We start from the raw sequence: 19,497 nt of genomic DNA on the forward strand, positions 1-19,497 counted from the left end.
CGGATTAAGCTTAGAACCGTTAAGATTAACGGATCTGTAGGATGTTTTGTTGTAGTGTTGAGTTAACCTCAAGCGCACGTGAATTTGCTTGGAAGTTACGCTGAGCACTAATTAAGTCAACAAGTTCATTGGTTAAGTTAACGTTTGATTGCTCAAGCGCTGATGAGTTAATTGAACCTAGAGTACCTGAACCTGGTTCACCCGCAATCGGCTCACCTGACGTTAAACTCTTCTTCCAAGATGTATCACCAACTTGTTGCAAGCCCTGTGAATTAGAGAAGCGCACCATAGCAACTTGACCTAGGAACGACGTATCTCCATTACTGTATGACGCAACAATTTTACCGTCAGAACCGATATCAATTCCTGATAGACGACCTACAGTCGCACCATCTTGCTCTAATGCTTTTACTTCAAAGTTACTTGCGTATTGAGTTGGAACTTTATTTGCTGTTGCCGCTTCATCACGCCAGTTAATAGTCACATCATCAGGGAAACTTGCACCATTCGAAAGTAAATCAGAAAGGCCTGTCGCAGCACCTAAACCACTCGGTAACGTTAATGGATTAAATGTTGTATCAGTATTCGCTGTACCATCTGTACTTTGTGGTAAGCCACTGGCATCAAACTGAAAAGTTGATAATGGTGTATAAGGTGTTGTGGTTTGCTCAACACCTGTTGCATCAAATGGCTTTTCATCTAATGTAGCGTATACTTCCCACTCATTTTCATTACCAGTCACTGTAGAATCAGTTTTCACAAAGAAGAACTGTAGAATATGCGGTTCACCTAATGAGTCATACACCGTTGTTGATGTAGAGCTGTTATAAGTTGCACTTGTTTCTGGATCGAATGGTGTCACAGTTGGCGCAGAGGCACGTGAATCAAGGTTAAATGACGAATAGACATTCGTGGTTGCACGTGGTGAACCTGATGCATCTGGAATTTGTAGCGCAGAAGATGTACTTAAGCTTACAGAGGTTGTGTCACCGGTTGCTTCATCAACAGGGAAACCTTGTAAGTAATTACCGCTCGCATCCACAATAAAGTTATCTTTATTAAGTTTGAACGCACCAGCACGCGTGTAAGTAAAATCTTGTGCACCTAAGTCATTCGCCATTGCGAAATAACCTTCACCAGTAATTGCTAAATCAAGTGAGTTATTTGTGAAAGAGAGTGAACCTTGGTGGAATTGTTGTGCCACCATTGTTGTCCTTACACCGTCACCATTTTTTGTTTTACCAGAACTAAATACTGATGATGCGTATACATCAGCGAACTCTGCACGAGACTCTTTAAAGCCCGTAGTGTTAACGTTAGCAATATTATTTGCTGTTACGTCTAAATCTTTTTGTGCGGCTGCTAAGCCTGTTAATGCAATATTGAAGCTCATAACTCACCTCTAACCTATCTCTTAGCCTAAGCTAACCCAAACCTTTTATACTTATGCGATTTCAGCTATATCAGTTAGCCTAACCGCACCCTCTTTTGTATTTACGATAATGCCGCTTGCGCCATTAATATTGACACTTTCAATATTCTTAAAGGTCGCCATAGGCATACTGCTGTAGTCTCCATTTACAAAGCCTTCAGCACTGATGTCATACTCGCCTTCAGGGAGCACATTGCCATCGTTATCTTTACCATCCCACTCAAAACGCAGTGCGCCCGCAGACTGAGAACCTAGTTCAATGGTTCGTACTAATTGACCTGAAGAATCTGTTATTCTTAGCGTTAAAGATTCAACGGCTGTCTCAGCAACCACCGACCCTTTAGCAAGGTTTTCACCGTCAAAGTCAATGGTGTCAGACTCTAATAACGCTTGCTTACCAACCAAAGTGGAAGCCTGTAACGCAGAATTTGATGTCATTGATGCAGTCAGTGAGTCAAACTTCTCGTTTAAGTTTGAAATACCTTCAGCCATAGTAAAGTTCGTCATCTGCGCGATCATTTGATCGTTATCAGCAGGGTTACTCGGATCCTGGAACGACAACTGCTGTGTTAACAACGAAAAGAAATCTTCCTGAGAAAGTGTGTTGTTGTCTTCCTCAGTTGTTTGCGTATTGCTTTGATTCCAACGCAAGCTATCCATATAGGATGATGATGCAGAGCTGATGTCGTTACTCATAACTTATCCTCGATTACCGTTGTCCTAACAACAGTGTTTTACTTAACATTTGCTTAGCTGCATCAGCAACTTGCACATTTGTTTGGTAAGAGCGAGAGGCAGAAATCATATTTGCCATTTCTTCTACAACATTAACGTTAGGTTTGTAGATATAACCATTTTCATCCGCACTTGGGTGATTCGGGTTATATTCAATTTGTAGCGGCTTATCGCTCTCTACAATACCTAAAACTTTAACGCCTACAGAAGAGCCCTGAGGGTTGCTTTGCGATGCTGACGCTTTGGTCAACTCTGCAGCAAAAACAGGATGGCGCGCTCGGTATGTCTGGTCTTGGCTAGAGCTAATCGTGTTTGCATTCGAAATATTACTTGCTGTGGTATTTAAGCGCACATTTTGTGCACTCATACCCGTGCCTGAAATATCAAAAACATTATATAAACTCATGATTAAGCTCCTTGACTACCGAGGGCTTTTTTAAGGCCTTTAATTTTACTACTCATAAATTGCAGGCTTGCCTGATACTCTAATGAGTTCTGTACATACAAGTTTCGTTCCACTTGTATATCTACAGAGTTACCATCGCCTGTATCTGATTGATTTGGCGTACGAAACATTTCTGCACCGCCAACAAAACGACTGCCTCCGGCAATATGTTTAGCATCGGTTCTTACCATGCTATTGCCGCCTTGTTGGTTGCTTTTTGCCGCTTTTAATGCCGAGGCAAAATCAATGTCTTTCGCTTTATAGCCCGGCGTATCAGCATTAGCGATATTGGTCGCTAATAACTCAGCGCGTTGTGAACGGATCAACATTGCATGGGGGTGAACACCAAATGCTTTATCAAAACTGATAGCCATAACCATCTCCAAAAAATTGACTCTAGAGTGATTAATGCAAAAGCTAAGCCAATAATGAAGGGGATATTTTATTTGCGTAAGATATTGAATAATAGATAAATTTAGCAACCTAAGAACTAGGTTGCTAAGAAAGGTTTACTTTTTCTGGTAGATGATGCCTGGATTACAACGAACCATCTCAAAGCTATCACTTAAGCCCGCCATTGATTCTGACGCACCTAAAAAGAGGTAACCTTTAGGGTTTAGGGCTTGAGCAAATTGCGAGATAATTTTAGCTTTTACCTCTGGTGAGAAGTAAATGAGCACGTTACGGCAAAATATAATGTCAAACTTGCCCATTAAAGCGTATGAATCCAGTAAGTTAAGGTGTCTAAAGCTGACCATTTTACGTATAGGGTCAATGACTTGAGCCATTCCATTGCCGCTGTCTTTAAAGAACTTTTGACGGCGTTCCATCGACAAACCACGCGCAAGCGCTAGCGAGTCATACTCAGCGTTTTTGCACATATCAAGCATGGTATTAGAGATATCAGTGCCGATTATTTGCGCCCCCATCTTTAATACACCTGGGTTTTTTGACTGAAACTCGGCAACCGACATGGCAATTGAATACGGCTCTTGTCCTGATGAACTTGCCGCTGACCATATTTTTAATGGTCTACGCACATCTTTAAGCTCAGGAAATAATTTCGTTTTCAATAACTCAAACGGATACTGGTCACGAAACCAAAGCGTTTCATTGGTTGTCATTGCATCAACCACAGCGGCACGAAGCTGCCTCTCATGAGGACTCAGTGTTTTACTTACCAACTGCGATAAAGACTCGACATTAAAACGCGCCATAAGTGGAGCGAGACGGCTTTTAACTAAATAAAGTTTATTATCGCCAAGCACAATGCCGCATTGTTGCTCTAAAAAAGAGCGAAATTGATCGTATTCGCTTTGTTGTAAATGCTTATTTTCCAAAGTAATACCACCTATAAACTATTAATCACAATGAACCCATTTTTTTACAGCAGTCGCTAGTTCATCTGGGTTAAATTTAGCAATAAAATCGTCAGCTCCCACTTTCTCAATCATTGCTTGGTTGAATACACCACTTAAAGAAGTATGTAAGATCACATGCAAAGGTGATAATTTTGGATCGGCCTTTATCTCGGCGGTTAAGGTATAGCCATCCATTTCTGGCATTTCAACATCTGAAATTAATAAGCCAACTCGCTCAGTAATATCGTTCTGGCAATCAAGTTGAGCTATTTCTCTTAGTCTTAGTAAGGCCTCTTTGCCATTTTTAGCAAGCTCAGTTTGTACACCAAGTGGCTCAAGCGCTCGTTTTACTTGATTTCTCGCGACAGCAGAGTCATCAGCAATAAAGACGATTCTTTCACCTAAATCTTTCTGGAACTCACCTTCACCAACAACATCTGCGCTAACTTCAGTGTTCACTGGGCAGATTTCATTTAGGATCTTTTCAACATCCAAAATCTCAACCAGTTCGTTTTCTATTTCTGTGACTGCTGTTAGGTAAGAATAACGTCCAGCTCCCGAAGGTGGTGGCATTATTTTTTCCCAGTTCATATTTACGATACGTTCTACACCACCAACCAAAAACCCTTGTACTGAACGGTTGTATTCGGCAATGATGATAAAGCTGTCTTTTATGTTTTCAATTGCAGGACCACCGACAGCCATTGATAAGTCAATAACAGAAATAGTTTGTCCACGAATATGCGCAACACCGCGAATATAGGCATTTGATTTTGGCATGTTCGTAAGTGGCGGGCATTGCAAAACCTCTCTTACTTTAAACACGTTAATACCAAAGCGCTGACGCCCTCTGAGTTTGAATAATAGTAATTCAAGGCGGTTTTGCCCAACCAACTGAGTTCGCTGGTTAACTGAGTCTAAAATGCCTGCCATTTCAATCTCCTAAAGATAAACAATCAGAGCTGGAACAATAATTGCCTTCTTTGTGTTAAAGCTACATAAGGTTACGAAGCGTCTGTTTTTTGACGCAAAATATTTATACCTTGTTTTCAACAATAAGCATAGTCGAAACAATATGAGTTTGTTAAAAAAAAGCCGAAGATACAGTGTTTTTTATTTTCTTTCTAGCCTGTTGTTTGCAACACAACTACAAGCAGAAGTCTATAACAACGAGCAACTTCAACAGATCGCTGTTGATTTTGTGAGTGAACACATGCCTGACTTGAACACAACACCACAGATAAGCGCTTTGCCTCTGGATAGTCGCATTCCTGATAGGTTATGTGAGTCGCCATTAAACAAAGAGTTACCAACAGAGCCTCCTTTTAATCGGCAGGTCACGGTACAACTTAAGTGCCAAGACATAAATAGTTGGACCCAATACGTTCACGTTAGAATTATAGAACTTGAGCCAGTCGTTGTTGTTACAACGAGTCTTACTCGAGGTGAAGTTATTCGTGCCGAACATTTACGCCTAGAAATGAAACCTAAGCAATTTGTTAGAACGCAATACGTACAAGATGAGTCTATACTTATTGGCAGTCGCAGTAAGCGAAATTTACGCGGTGGTACACCTATTGTTATGAGCCAAGTTTGCATGGTTTGCAAAGGCGATAACGTAACTATCTATGCTTCGTTACGGGGCTTAAGGATCAAAACAACCGGAATTGCGCTAGAAGATGGCACGTTAGACGAATTAGTACGTGTAAAAAATAAAAAATCAGGTAAAGTATTAAATGCGCGTGTGGATGGAGTCGAGTCTGTACAGGTAAATATTTAATTTTAACTATTTATGCTAAAGTATCCGCTGTGCCCGCCGATATAAAGGCATAAGTTGGGTAATGTATAGGTCAAAAATTATGGTAAGCAATGTCAATAATGGTCAACAACAGCCTTCTGTGTTGACAAATACCAAGCAAAAAAAGCTTGATTTACAAAAAGATAATGCTAATGCAGCTGCTGCTAAATCAGCCGCACCTAAAGCAAGTGCAGATTCTGTCAGTTTAACACCTCAGGCAAAGCAGCTTAAATCACTGCAAGAAAAAGCAGAGCAGTCTTCTGGTTTTGATAGCAATAAAGTGGCTGAGCTGAAAAAGGCGATCAGCGAAGGTAAATACCAAATTGATGCTGAAAAGCTAGCAAAGAACATCGCTGCATTCGAGTTTGATGTCTATGGCTGATCATAATCATTTAATAGCCAGCAAACTAACACAGCAAGTTTCGTGCTTGGAGTCTATTGCTGCGTTGTTAGATGATGAATTGACAGCCATTGCTGCAAAACGTGGCGAAGGATTAAAGAGTATTGCCCAACAAAAAATTTCTTTGCTCCAACAAATCCAAACCATAGATAAAGAAGTGCAAAAGCTTGTCGCGCACAACGAATCGCAAGATGATGACGTGAGTGCACTTATTAAGCAAGTTAACACTCTCCTAGCAAGCTGCAAAAAGAAAAACGATGTAAACGCCCATGCAGCTCACCAAGCACAGTTAAGTGTTAAACAACTTAAAGACATTCTAATCGGTGCGCCTTCATCGATGACCTACGACCAAGGCGGCAGCGTAATTCAAGGCGATAAAAAAATCGTCCACAATTTGAAAGCCTAAACCCAAATATTATTCTTTTAAAAAAACGCGATAACTAAGTTAGTTATCGCGTTTTTTAATGTTTGCAGAATTATACCAATCCACGATATCACTCAATTAAGCAAGGTACTGTAAGAAAAGCGCATTTCAGCGCTTTTCTTTTATTGATTAAATATCTACAGATTTATTTCCATCTTCGATTAGTTTCTTAATCATGTCCTCTGATTCACTCTGAATATCACTTGCAGGTTGTGAACTTATTGAGTCATTAGGATCAAAAGCTAAACTTTGCTGTTCGCTATCGATATTCAATGCCAGTACCTCACTTTGTTCTGAGTCACTTAAAACATCATCGATTGTTACTTCAAGCGGAGCAGAGTTAGAGTGCAATGTCGGTTCTGTATCCGCTTTAGCTAATATCACGCTTAAATCAATACTTTCACCGAGCTGCTCAGCGCCTGAAGTTGAACTTTCATTTTCTGGTGGCTCTTCAGAGTTCTCTAAGCCTGCTAAAACAGGTTCTTCTCCAAGAGATATGATGCCGCTATCAGGCTCTGATTCAATCACACCTGTACCGACTAAATCGTTAGAGGTGTTCTTGACGATATACTCACCAGTTTCAGTATCAACAATAGCAAAGTAATATTCATTCCCTAAATCAAGAAAAGAAAGCCCTATGCTCCAGTCACCGTCGCTATCAGTTGTGGTGCTTGGCGAAGAACTAAGAACTGAAGCGTCGATAATATTGAGTAAATTAAGGCCGATTAAGTTAGAGCCAATGGCATAAACCTCAGTTCCCGGCTCAGCAGTGCCTTCGGCGAAAGGTAAGAGTAAACCTAATATACCTGGATTATAGTTAGTAACATCAAAAGCATCTAAGCTAGGGTCATTACTATAATCAATACTCGATATAGTGGTTGTATTACCAGCAGCATCTGTCGCAGAGGCCTCAACATATGCGAGAGTTAATAAAGAGACTGACAAATTAAGCACTTGCCAATCACCATTAGCGTCAACGGTGGCTGTGTAAGGAACTCCTATGCCACCTCCAATTAGGTAGTTTGTAATGGTAATAACACTTCCTTCAGGCAAATCTGAAGTACCAGAAAGCGATACCAAGTTACCTAATAAGAATGACGGCGTGATTGATAACTCTGGAGCCACAGTGTCAACTTCTCCGCCCGTTTTACTATCAGTTCCTGTATTACCTGCGGTATCTGTGATGCTTGCAGTGACCGAATACACTCCATCAGCTAACGCTTGACCTGCTTCAACTTGCCAATTGCCACTTGCATCAGTTGTGGTAGTAACTGTATGTTGTAAACCGCCTGCGGCAGTGAACACAATTACTACTGTACTATTTGCAGCATCAGATGTGCCGCTGATAACAGGGGTTGAGTCGTTTGTGAGTATTAAACTGCTTTGATCAATGCTCACAATCGGTGCCGTAGTATCAACCGCAGACGTTGTACTTACTGAACCATCATTCCCAGCAGTATCAGTCACAACAGCGGTTACCGTATACTGTCCTTCGGCAAGCGCTTGGGTTGCTTCAACTTGCCAGTTAAGGCTTGAATCAAGCGTTGTTTCAACACTATGACTAACACCTGCTGCATCAACGAAGGTGACAACCACTCGATTACCAGCGACTGCTCCTGTTGCACTGCCAGAAGCGAGCGGTGTTAAATCGGTTGCAACAGCAATCGTGTCTATAACAACATCAGGCGCAGTGATATCTATAATGCCAGACACCGAAGTGGTTGCGCTATTACCTGCAGCATCAGAGATACTGGCTTCAACCGTGTATGCTCCTTCAGCTATTGAGGAAGGTAATGCCACAGACCAATTACCTGATGCATTAACAATAGCAGAAGCAGTAACATCATTACCTAAACTATCAGACACAACTAACGTGACAACGGTGCCCTGAGGTGCATCACTGGTACCACTAATTGTCGGTGTAGTATCATTTGTAATTGCTGGTGCATTAACCAAGATTGATGGCGCCGTGAGATCTATCTCACCAACCTTTGATGCTGTTCCAGTTAAACCATTTTCAGTTACACTTGCATCTACCGTGTATTGTCCTTCACTGAGTACAGTAGCAAGCTCAACACTCCAAATACCACCCGTTACCGTTGTAGTTATTGTTTGTGTATTTCCAAGTGCATCTTCAACATTTATTGTAACTTGTGTGCCGTCTACTGCATCACTGGTACCTGAGATGATGGGGGTTGTATCATTTGTAATTGCCAACGTGCCAATAGATACTGTTGGTGCATTAGTGTCTAATGTTGCATTGTCTGTGGCAGTCGTCGTGTTATTTGCAGCATCAGTGATGCTTGCAGTAATAGTAACTGAACCATCGTCAAGTGGTGTAACAACATCAACTGACCAAGTACCATCAATTTGCACTGTAGCTGATAATGAATAAATATTCCCACCGTTAGAAACACTCAAAGAGACTATGCTACCTGCAGGTTCATTACTTGTACCGCTAATTGTAGGTGTAGAATCATTTGTCGTTCCTAAGCTATTAATAGTGAGCGAAGGAGCAAGTGTATCTATAGAACCAGATTCAGTATCACTGCCAATATTACCCGCAACATCCGTTATTGACGCTGTTACAGTATAGTTTCCATCAGGTAACGCGGCTGGTGTAACTTGCCATGTTCCATCTCCCAACACTGTCGCAGTCAGTGTTTGGGTATCACTATTGCTGTCTGTAATCGTGACAGATACTTGAGTTCCCGGCGATTCTGTTGATGTACCTGAAATAACTGGCAAACTTGAGTTTCCAATTCCCAATACGTCAAGCAATACAACAGGCGTAACTGTATCAACTGTTATTGATGCTGTTGCAGTTTGCGTGTTGTTTGCATCATCCGTTATGCTAGCCGTAATCGTGTAACTACCATCAACGATGTCGACAGGTACTTCAAGCTGCCATGTGCCATCTGTATCAACCGTCGTAGTCAGAGTTTGACCCGCTATTTCAACAACCACTGAACCACCTATCTCATTACTACTACCCGAGATAGTTGGTCGAGCTTCAGCTGTGCCACCAATAGCATTTACGCTTAAAGTTGGTGCTATACTATCCAGTACACCTGTTGTTTGTTCAGTTGTTAAATTACCCACCTGGTCTCGAACCGATGCTGTTACTGTGAATGTGCCATCAGCAAGTTCTGCTGGTACATCAACAGACCAAGTTTGATCGCTTTGCACAGTTGCAGTAAAGCTTTGCGAATCTCCATTAGCGTCTTGAACAGTCACATTAATAACCGTTCCTTGACCCATATCCGTTGTACCCGAGATAGTTGGTGTTGTGTCATTAGTAAGTGCGGCAACAGACACTGTTAGTTCAGGTGCTACATTATCAAAATCAAGGGTGCTCACCGTTGCAGTGTTACCTGCTGCATCTGTTCCACTTGCTGTTACATAAGCTAAATTAAGCAGTGGTACAGTAATATTCGCTAAAGTCCAATCTCCATTCGCATCTGTAATGGCAGTGTATGTTAATCCAATTAATCCACCGACAAGGTGCTCAGTGATCGTGATCACACTTCCTTCTGGTAAGTCTGAAGTCCCAGACAAGCCAACCAAATTACCCAGTAAAAATGAAGGGATCACACGAATGTCTGGCGCTATAGTGTCGACTTCACCACTGTCACTGGCACTGCTGTTATTACCTGCTGCATCGCTGATACTAGCACTGACTGTGTAGTTGCCATCGGCTAAGGCTTGCCCTGCTTCGGCGCTCCAATTACCTGAGGCATCAGTGGTGACTGTCACGCTATGGCTGATACCATCAGCATCGGTAAAGGTCACGGCGAGTGAGGTATTGGCTAAGTCTGAGGTGCCAGTGACCGTCGGTGTATTGTCGTTGGTCAGCGCTGGCGCATCAATGCTAATCGTTGGTGCCGTCACATCAATGGTGCCTGTTTCAGTATCGCTGCCTTCGTTACCCGCCGCGTCGCTCACGGTGGCCACCACGGTATAATCCCCTTCGGCTAATGCCGAACTTGGCTCAACAGACCAGCTGCCATCCGCTTGCACCGTCGCTGTCGCACTTTGGACATTACCAGCACTGTCAGTGATAGTAAGCAGCACTAAGCTGCCCACTGCCGCTCCAGTGGTTTGCCCACTAATCAGCGGTGTCACATCATTACTATCGGCCAAGGTATCAAGGCTAATCGTCGGTGCGGTAATGTCGATTTCACCAGTAGCACTGGCTGTTGCTGGATTACCTGCTTGATCACTGACCGTCGCCGTAACCGTGTATTCTCCTTCTGCTAACAGTGTGCTCGCCGCCACTGACCAGGTGCCATTGCTTTGCATCACGGTAGTGACTGTGTGGCTGTTGTTGTTTGCATCGGTAAAGACCACAGTGACTGTACTGCCTTGCGGGGCACTGGCTGTGCCACTGACTGTTGGCGTGGTGTCATTGGTGACGTCTAATGCATTTATATCAATCGCTGGCATGGTGGTATCAATGATACCTGTTCGTGTGGCCGTTCCATCAATGCCGTTTTCTGTCACGGTTGCGGTGACTGTAAAGTCGCCTTCAGCCAAAGCGCTGCTTGCTGTGACTGTCCATGTTCCGCCATTAACCGTGGTGGTTAATGTTTCTGCTGGGTTGATACCATCATCAATTACCACGGTCACTACACTGCCATTGACCGCATCACTGGTGCCGTTAATCGTCGGTGTCGTATCATTGGTTTCGCCAATGACATTAATTGTGATACTTGGTGCGGTGGTATCCAGCACCGCGGTGTCATTAGCGGTTGTTTCATTCCCCGCAGCATCGGTGATACTGGCATCAATGCTGATGCTGCCATTGTTTAATGGGCTTGGTACATCTGCTGACCATGTGCCATCTCCCAGTACCGTGGCTGTAAAGGTATAGGTGTTTGTGCCGTCTGAAACACTTAAGTTAACCACACTGCCCGCCGGCTCATTGCTGGTCCCACTGATTGTTGGGGTATCGTCGTTGATGGTACCCAAGCTGTCTATCGCTAAGCTTGGTGGCAAGGTATCGATGCTGCCACTGCCTGTATCGGTGCCAACGTTGCCTGCCGCATCAACAATCGTTGCTGTCACGGTATAAGCGCCATCAGGCAAGCTCGGTGCTGTGGCTTGCCACGACCCATCCGCTTGCACTGTGGCTGTGACGGTATGTGTATCGCTGTTGCTATCCACAATAGATAAGCTCACTACCGTTCCTGCTGGCTCAGTAGAGGTGCCCGTAATAAGTGGCGTGCTGTCATTACCCAAGCCAGTGTCGTTAACCACCACTACTGGGGTTGTGGTATCGATAGAGCCTGTTGCATTGACCGTCGTTGGGTTACCCGCTTCATCACTAATTGTTGCTGATACAGTGTAGCCACCTTCGGCGAGTCCATTCGGTACTTCCACGCGCCAATCACCGCTACTGTCAACGGTTGCGGTCAGTGTTTGTACGGTGCCATCATTATCTGTCACCGTTACCGTCACCGTGCCACCAATTTCATTACTGCGTCCTGTGAACTCAGGCGTCACATCACTGCCTGCCCCAACGCCCGTTAAGGTTAAGCTTGGTGCAACGGTATCAATGACCCCAGTCACCGTTTCTTCTGTGAGGTTCCCCACCCCATCACGCACACTGGCGTCAACAGTAAATTGACCATCAGCTAAGACCGTTGTTGGACTCACTGACCAATTACCGCTGGCATCCACTGTCGCTGTCAGGGTGCTGCTATCACCATTGGCATCGGTGACGACCACGGTCACTTGTGCGCCTTCACCTGCATCACTGGTACCACTGATGAGCGGTGTATTGTCATTTCCTATTGCATCCACGTTAACGGTGAGTGTCGGTGGTGTACCATCAAAGTCACTTGAACTGATAGTACGTACATTACCTGCAGCATCCGATGCACTGGCTGTTATCGACGCTAGGTTCGCTAACGGCACGGTTAATCCTGTCAGTGACCAATCACCATTGGCATCGGTGGTTGCCGTATATGTCACACTGCCACCGCCTAATAAGGTTTGGGTGATGGTCACTGTGCTACCGGCGGGTAAATCTGATGTACCACTTAAGGTCACCAGTTGACCTAGTAAGAAGGTCGGCACAAAAGCAAGCTCCGGTGGAATGGTGTCGACTTCACCACTGTCACTGGCACTGCTGTTATTACCTGCTGCATCACTGATACTGGCACTGACTGTGTAGTTGCCATCGGCTAAGGCTTGCCCTGCTTCGGCGCTCCAATTACCTGAAGCATCAGTGGTGACTGTCACGGTATGGCTGATACCATCAGCATCGGTAAAGGTCACGGCGAGTGAGGTATTGGCTAAGTCTGAGGTGCCAGTGACCGTCGGCGTATTGTCGCTGGTCAGTGCTGGCGCATCAATGCTAATCGTTGGTGCCGTCACATCAATGGTGCCTGTTTCAGTATCGCTGCCTTCGTTACCCGCCGCGTCGCTCACGGTGGCCACCACGGTATAATCACCTTCAGCTAATGCCGTACTTGGCTCAACAGACCAACTGCCATCCGCTTGCACCGTCGCTGTCGCACTTTGTACATTACCGGCACTGTCAGTGATAGTAAGCAGCACTAAGCTGCCCACAGCCGCTCCGGTGGTTTGCCCACTAATGAGCGGTGTCACATCATTACTATCGGCCAAGGTATCAAGGCTAATCGTCGGTGCGGTAATGTCGATTTCACCAGTGGCACTATCGGTACCAGTATTACCTGCCGCATCTGAAACTTCTGCTTCAATAGTGTAATTACCCTCGGCAAGTACTTCAGTTGCAGCAACTGACCAGCTTCCGTCAGCACTAGTAATAGCAATTAAAGTTTGAATATTACCAGCACTGTCGGTAACCGTTAGTCTAACCTCAGTACCTGCAGGAACGCCTGAGCTTTGTCCTGAGAATACTGGGGTTGTATCATTTGTGATATTTTGAGGATCGATGAATACACTTGGTGCTGTGGTATCGATATTACCCGTTGCGGTGTCAGATCCTTGATTTCCTGCAGTATCTTGTACTGTAGCAACAACAGTAAATTCTCCTTCAGCAATTGCTACGCTTGGCTCAACAGACCAGCTGCCGTCCGCTTGAACAATCGCTGTCGCTGTTTGAACATTACCAGCACTATCGGTGATTTCTAAATTAACAAGTGTACCTGTTGCCACACCATTCGCTACACCACTGATCAGCGGTGTTACATCAGCACTATCTGACAATGGATCAACACTAATAGTAGGGGCTGTTAAATCGATTAAACCGGTTGCCGAGGTTGAAGCAGAGTTTCCGGCAACATCACTCACAGATGCTTCGACAGTGAAGCTTCCTTCAGCGATAATAACCTCAGCATCAACAGACCATGATCCATCAGCTAATGTGGTAGTAGTTAAAGTTTGGGTATTACCCGAACTATCTGTTATTAATAAAGTTACCTGCGTGCCTTGCGGTACACCTGTTGTTTGACCCGTTAGAGTAGGTGTAACGTCATTTGTATCAGCAATAGCATCAATGCTAATTGTAGGCGCAGATAAATCGATGATACCTAATTGAGAGTCGCTCGCTTCATTGCCTGCATTATCTACCACCTCAGCTAATACAGAATACTGTCCTTCAGCCAGCGCATTGCTAACTTCTGCTGACCATGAACCATCTTGCGAGATAACAACAGATGCTGTCTGAACGGCTCCTGCACTGTCAGTAATTGTGAGTGTTACGACACTACCAGCCGCCAAACCTGACGTCTGACCCGTAATGATCGGAGTTACATCGTTGCTATCTACTAAGGCATCAATACTGACTGTCGGCGCTGTTACATCAATTACGCCTTGAGCAGCAGCATCACTGGTCAAGCCATCAACTGTTACTGACGCATTAACAGTAAATGTGCCTTCACTTAAAGCTTGCTGTATCTCTACACTCCACTGACCATTCAGCACTGTTGCAGTAAGCTGTTGGCTGTTGTTATTACTGTCTTCAACAATTATAGTTATGACGCTGCCATTAGGGGCATCTGAGGTGCCACTTATAGCTGGCGTTGTGTCATTGGTTTCGTTGATTGCATCTATTGCAATGCTAGGCGCAGCACTATTTAAAATAAAGCTATTCGTTGCTTGGGCCTGATTGCCTGCAGCATCAGTTATTGACGCTGTAACATTGATGTTGCCATCGTCTAATTCTGCAGGCACATCCCCAGACCAACTGCCATCAGCATTAACGGTTGCGCTAAATTCATAGCTGTTAATACCATCTGAGACAACAACCGTAACGATACTACCCGCAGGCTCATTCGTTTGTCCGCTAATTGTAGGCGTTGTATCGTTGACCGTTCCCAAATTGTCAATCGTAATAATTGGAGCAGTGAGATCAACAACACCGTTTTGAGTGATTTGCGTTTGATTGCCAGATTCATCCTCTACACTTGCTGTCACCGTGAACGCCCCTTCAGCTAGAGGCGTAGTAGGGCTGATTGACCAGCTTCCGTCCGCAGCCACAACCGCAGAAAGCGTTTGTACCACGCCATCGCTGTCAGTAACGTTGACAGTAACAATACTGCCTGCAGTGACATCAGTTGTGCCTGTGATCAACGGCGTACTGTCATTAGTCAAAGGATCAAAATCTAACGTTAATAAAGGATTAATTCCATCGAACGTACCAACTTCAGTATCCGTGCCTGTATTACCTGCATTATCAGTGATGCTGGCTGTTACAGTAAATTCCCCTTGCGACACTGCACTTGTAACAGGCACTGCCCAATTTCCATCAGCATCAACAGTTGTCGTATAGGTTTGGCTATTATTTTGAGAGTCGACAACAGTAACTGTTACTGTATTACCTGCCGTCGCTCCTTGTGAACTGCCTGAAATTAGAGGCGTACTGTCATTGATAGCGCCTATGGTATCTATGCTAATAAGCGGTGCAGTCGTATCAACCACTGCGGTGATCGAATCATTTGCGGTATTACCAAATTGGTCGGTAACAGTGGCATCAATCGTAAACTCACCCTCTGCAAGTTCATCTGATACATTGATACTCCAATCTCCATTTGCATCAACTGTTGTTGTAAATGTTTGGCTTGGACCCGAAGCAGGAATAATCACCACCGTGACCACATCACCTGCTGTTGCATTTAATGTTGAACCTGAAATACTGGGTGTTGTGTCGTTTGTTTCGCCTAACGCATCAATTAAGATAGTTAAAGATGAACTATCCACCGTACCCGTTTCTGAATCCGAGGCTTGATTACCAGCTAAGTCAGATACCGTAGCGGTAACCGTGTATTGCCCATCAGCAAGGCTGCCTGGTACGTCTGCACTAAATACACCATTATCATTAGTGATTGCAGTAAACGTCTGACTATTGCCATTTGCATCTGTGACAACTAAAGTGACCGGTGTGCCTGCTGCAACGCCTTGCACTGTACCTGAAATTGTAGGTGTGTTGTCAGCACTACTTCCTAAGTTATCAAGGCTTATAATTGGCGCGGTTAGATCAATGATCCCTGTCGTCGTATCTTGAGCTTGATTACCAGCAGGATCACTCACTGTTGCGGTAATTGTAAACTCACCCTCAGCCAACACTTGATTTGCACCAACTTGCCAGCTGCTATCTGCATTAACTGTGGTCGTCAGTATTTGCTGATTTCCATTACTATCAACGAGTATGATCGTAACAACCGAGCCAGCATCAACCCCTGATACAACACCTGAAATAATGGGTGTAACATCATTAGAATCGTTAAACTCATCAATTGTGATGGTAGGTGCAGTTAAATCAATCACACCCGTTTCAATGTCTTGTGCGCTATTTCCTGCTTCATCTTGAGTTTGCGCAACAACAGTGAACTCGCCTTCAGCTAGCTCTTGATCAATATTAATCGACCAGCTGCCATCGGCATTTGTAACAGTTGCAAATACTTGTGCACTCCCATTACTGTCGGTAACCGTGACTGTAACTGTGCTACCAGCATTTAACCCTTGTGTTGTGCCTGATATTGTCGGCGTGGTGTCATTACTATCAGCAATTGCATTAATATTAATAATTGGTGCAGTTAAATCTATTGTGCCAGTTGCTGTTGCTGAACTGGTGTTACCCGCTTCGTCGCTTGCGCTTGCAGTGACAGTATAATCTCCCTCAGCAAGCTCATTTAAAGTTTCGACTTGCCATAAACCTTGTGCATTTGTGGTGGTTGTTATCGTTTGCACAACACCATTACTATCTGTAATGACTAACGTAACTGTCGTTCCTGCTGGTACATCTGCAACAGATCCTGAAATTAGTGGAGTTGTGTCATTAGTATCATTTAAAGGATTGATTGAAATAGTAGGATCGGTTAAATCAATGACCCCTATTTCTGTTGCTGTTGCTGTATTACCCACTTCATCGGTTACTGTCGCGGTGACTGTGAATTGACCTTCAGCCAATGCAGTACTTGCTTCAACAGTCCAATTACCGTTTGCATCGGTAATAACTTGTAAAGTTTCAGTCGCTCCATCACTTCCTGTAAATGTAACAGTAACGACTGCGCCTGGTTCAACATCTTGTGTTGAACCAGATACACTTGGAGTCGTGTCATTAGTATCAATAATGAAATTAATACTGACTGTTAAATCTACATTACCAATCGCGGTTGCTTGTGCTTCATTGCCTTGAGGATCTAATACCGATGCGACAACTGTAAAATCTCCTTCAGGTAAAGGTTCTGTCAATTGAATAGACCAACTTCCATCAGCTTGAGTGATTGCGAGTAAATTAATAACCCGCCCATCACTTGCTGTAATTGTCAGCGAAATTGTCGTTCCAGTAGCTACGCCATCGGTTTGCCCACTCAGCAATGGTGTTGTGTCATTACTATCAGCAATAGAATCAATTGTGATTGAAATAGGAGAAAATGCGACGGTACCTGTCGTATTTGCAGATGCTGAGTTACCCGCAGCATCACTAACGGTAGCAATTGCCGTAAAACTGCCTTCAGGCAAAGGGCTTATTGCATCAACACTATAACTGCCATCAGCAAGAACAAGCGCCGTCAACGTTTGCGACTGACCATTACTATCAACAACTTGTATTGTAACTTCGGTGCCCTCTGGCACCCCTTCAACTCGCCCGACAAAGGTTGGCGTTGTATCATTTGTATTGGCAATAGCTGTTAACGTTATGTCAGGAGCCGTCAAGTCAACAACCCCTTGGGTGTCAGCTTGGGCAGTATTTCCGGCTGCATCAGTTACGGATGCACTTACGTCAAAAATCCCTTCAGCAAGATCTGCGACAACATCTAAACTCCAATTCCCATCAGCATCGGTTACCGTTGTCAATGTTTGAACTTGACCATTAATATCAGTGACAACAACGGTAACAAGTGTGCCTTGTTGAACACCAACAACATTACCACTGATATTTGGCGTAGTGTCCTGCGTATCATCAATTGGCGTGATACTAATCACAGGCGCTGTATTATCAATAACACCTGTGGTCGTTGCTTGCGCCTCATTTCCAGCAATATCAACGGCTGTTGCAGTTACAGTAAACTCACCTTCAACAAGTGCATCAGGCACATCAACGATCCAACTACCATCTTCAGCAACAATTGCAGTTACGGTCTGCACTGTATTATCTGCGCCAGTGATCACGACAGTGATTTCACTACCAACAGTGACTCCACTTACCGTTCCTGAAATAGTTGGCGTGGTATCATTTGTTTCGCCGATGGTGTCAATACTTATAACGGGAGCAGTCAGATCGACTAGACCATTTTCACTATCACTGCCTTCATTGCCAGCCTCATCAACTGCCGATGCAACGACTGTATAAAGCCCCTCAGCAAGTGCTTCAGTTGTAATACTCCAATTTCCTTGATCATCTACTTGCGTCGCTATTACCTGCACTTGTCCTGCGCTGTCTGTAACAGTGATAGTGACAGTATCACCACTGCTGATACCAGACACTGTGCCAGTAATTAGTACATTTTGAATCGCTGAATCAGTAAGTGTATCAATCGTTACAACTGGCGCGACAGTATCAATACTTGCGCCAATATTATCTGATACAGGGTCACCATTTGGATCAAGAGCAACCACATCGACAGTGATTGGACCATCAGGTAATGGGTCAAGTGGTGGGGTTACAAAAGTACCATCTGGTTGGACTACAACAGTCACAACTTGGGTATTACCATTCGCGTCGGTTACTGTCACCGTGACCGTTTGTCCTACTAGGTTTTCAGATGTACCTGATATAACTGGTTGTGGATTATTAGTAAGACCTAATTCATTGACACTCAATGTTGCAATTAACTCATCACCTGGTACAACACCATCAGTTGTATCTCTAGGAGAGAAAATGCCAGTGTTATCAGCGTTAAAGCTGTCATCAAATGCTAAACTAGATGGGTCGATACCTTCAGCGATACGTGCTAGCTCTACAAACGAGGTGCCTCCGCCAGATGCAGCACCACCGCCTCCACCAGCAGCCGTCGCCTCTAAATTATCTAAAATGTCTCCCCCCCCTTCAAGCGCATCTAAAAAATCACTGATATCAGTGCCTGTTTGTTGCTCTGGGGTTGGTTGATTGGGTTGATTTAAACTTGCAATGGCTTCGTCGATACTATCATCGAAAAGGGTATTCTCTGAGTTATCTTGCGTCTCTTTTGCTAGCAAGTCAGGGGTTATAGTCACTGATTTATTGGCAGGGATCGCCAACGACTCTCCTTGTACATCAATTAATATGGTCGAGTTATCTGCGGTAACAACAGTATCACCTACCGTTATCACATCGCCAACTGAGAGGGCTTTTATAGAACCATCCGCTTGCACTAAGCCTGCAGAACCTTGTACATCAATAACCAGTAATTGATTTGCGTCCATTTGCTTTTCCTCAAACTATGAGTAATACATTTGTATAACTTAAGCTTAGCCAGCAAGTAACACTT

The 19,497-nt window shown here is 44.2% G+C and carries 10 protein-coding genes; 3 read left to right on the forward strand and 7 right to left on the reverse strand.

Going from position 1 to position 19,497, the window contains the following annotated elements:
- Positions 1–25 precede the first annotated feature (25 nt).
- From flgE to IMPJCBKJ_RS19850, 6 genes are all read right to left on the reverse strand, one after another.
- Positions 26–1,393: a flagellar hook protein FlgE gene (gene flgE / locus IMPJCBKJ_RS19825; protein ID WP_054553308.1), complete on the reverse strand. Its 1,368-nt coding sequence runs from the start codon at positions 1,391–1,393 to the stop codon at positions 26–28.
- A 51-nt stretch (positions 1,394–1,444) separates the two neighbouring features.
- Positions 1,445–2,128: a flagellar hook assembly protein FlgD gene (locus tag IMPJCBKJ_RS19830; protein ID WP_054553309.1), complete on the reverse strand. Its 684-nt coding sequence runs from the start codon at positions 2,126–2,128 to the stop codon at positions 1,445–1,447.
- Positions 2,129–2,141: 13 nt separating this feature from the next.
- Positions 2,142–2,573: a flagellar basal body rod protein FlgC gene (gene flgC, locus IMPJCBKJ_RS19835; protein ID WP_036970207.1), complete on the reverse strand. Its 432-nt coding sequence runs from the start codon at positions 2,571–2,573 to the stop codon at positions 2,142–2,144.
- A gap of 2 nt (positions 2,574–2,575) precedes the next feature.
- Complete coding sequence (flgB, locus tag IMPJCBKJ_RS19840) at positions 2,576–2,986, reverse strand: flagellar basal body rod protein FlgB (protein ID WP_166341756.1); 411 nt, start codon at positions 2,984–2,986, stop codon at positions 2,576–2,578.
- Between the two features lie 135 nt (positions 2,987–3,121).
- The gene (locus IMPJCBKJ_RS19845; RefSeq protein WP_054553311.1) at positions 3,122–3,952 is read right to left on the reverse strand and encodes a protein-glutamate O-methyltransferase CheR; all 831 of its coding nucleotides are present in this window, start codon (positions 3,950–3,952) and stop codon (positions 3,122–3,124) included.
- A gap of 21 nt (positions 3,953–3,973) precedes the next feature.
- On the reverse strand, positions 3,974–4,906 hold the full coding sequence (locus tag IMPJCBKJ_RS19850; RefSeq protein ID WP_054553312.1) for a chemotaxis protein: 933 nt from the start codon (positions 4,904–4,906) through the stop codon (positions 3,974–3,976).
- A 142-nt stretch (positions 4,907–5,048) separates the two neighbouring features.
- Between IMPJCBKJ_RS19850 and flgA the strand changes: the two genes are divergently transcribed.
- The 3 genes from flgA (at position 5,049) to IMPJCBKJ_RS19865 (ending at position 6,577) form a co-directional block, all read left to right on the forward strand.
- Positions 5,049–5,753: a flagellar basal body P-ring formation chaperone FlgA gene (gene flgA / locus IMPJCBKJ_RS19855; RefSeq protein ID WP_054553313.1), complete on the forward strand. Its 705-nt coding sequence runs from the start codon at positions 5,049–5,051 to the stop codon at positions 5,751–5,753.
- Between the two features lie 79 nt (positions 5,754–5,832).
- Positions 5,833–6,153, forward strand: coding sequence for a flagellar biosynthesis anti-sigma factor FlgM (gene flgM, locus IMPJCBKJ_RS19860; protein ID WP_054553314.1), 321 nt, complete (start codon positions 5,833–5,835; stop codon positions 6,151–6,153).
- A complete protein-coding gene (locus IMPJCBKJ_RS19865) occupies positions 6,146–6,577 on the forward strand; it encodes a flagellar protein FlgN (protein WP_054553315.1) in 432 nt (143 codons plus the stop codon). Before flgM ends, IMPJCBKJ_RS19865 begins: the two co-directional genes overlap by 8 nt.
- A 147-nt stretch (positions 6,578–6,724) precedes the next feature.
- On the opposite strand, the gene IMPJCBKJ_RS19870 is transcribed toward IMPJCBKJ_RS19865, so the two are convergent.
- Positions 6,725–19,432, reverse strand: coding sequence for an Ig-like domain-containing protein (locus tag IMPJCBKJ_RS19870; protein WP_166341758.1), 12,708 nt, complete (start codon positions 19,430–19,432; stop codon positions 6,725–6,727).
- Positions 19,433–19,497: the final 65 nt, after the last annotated feature.

The organism is Pseudoalteromonas sp. MB47 (assembly GCF_011319765.1).
Taxonomy (GTDB): domain Bacteria; phylum Pseudomonadota; class Gammaproteobacteria; order Enterobacterales; family Alteromonadaceae; genus Pseudoalteromonas; species Pseudoalteromonas simplex.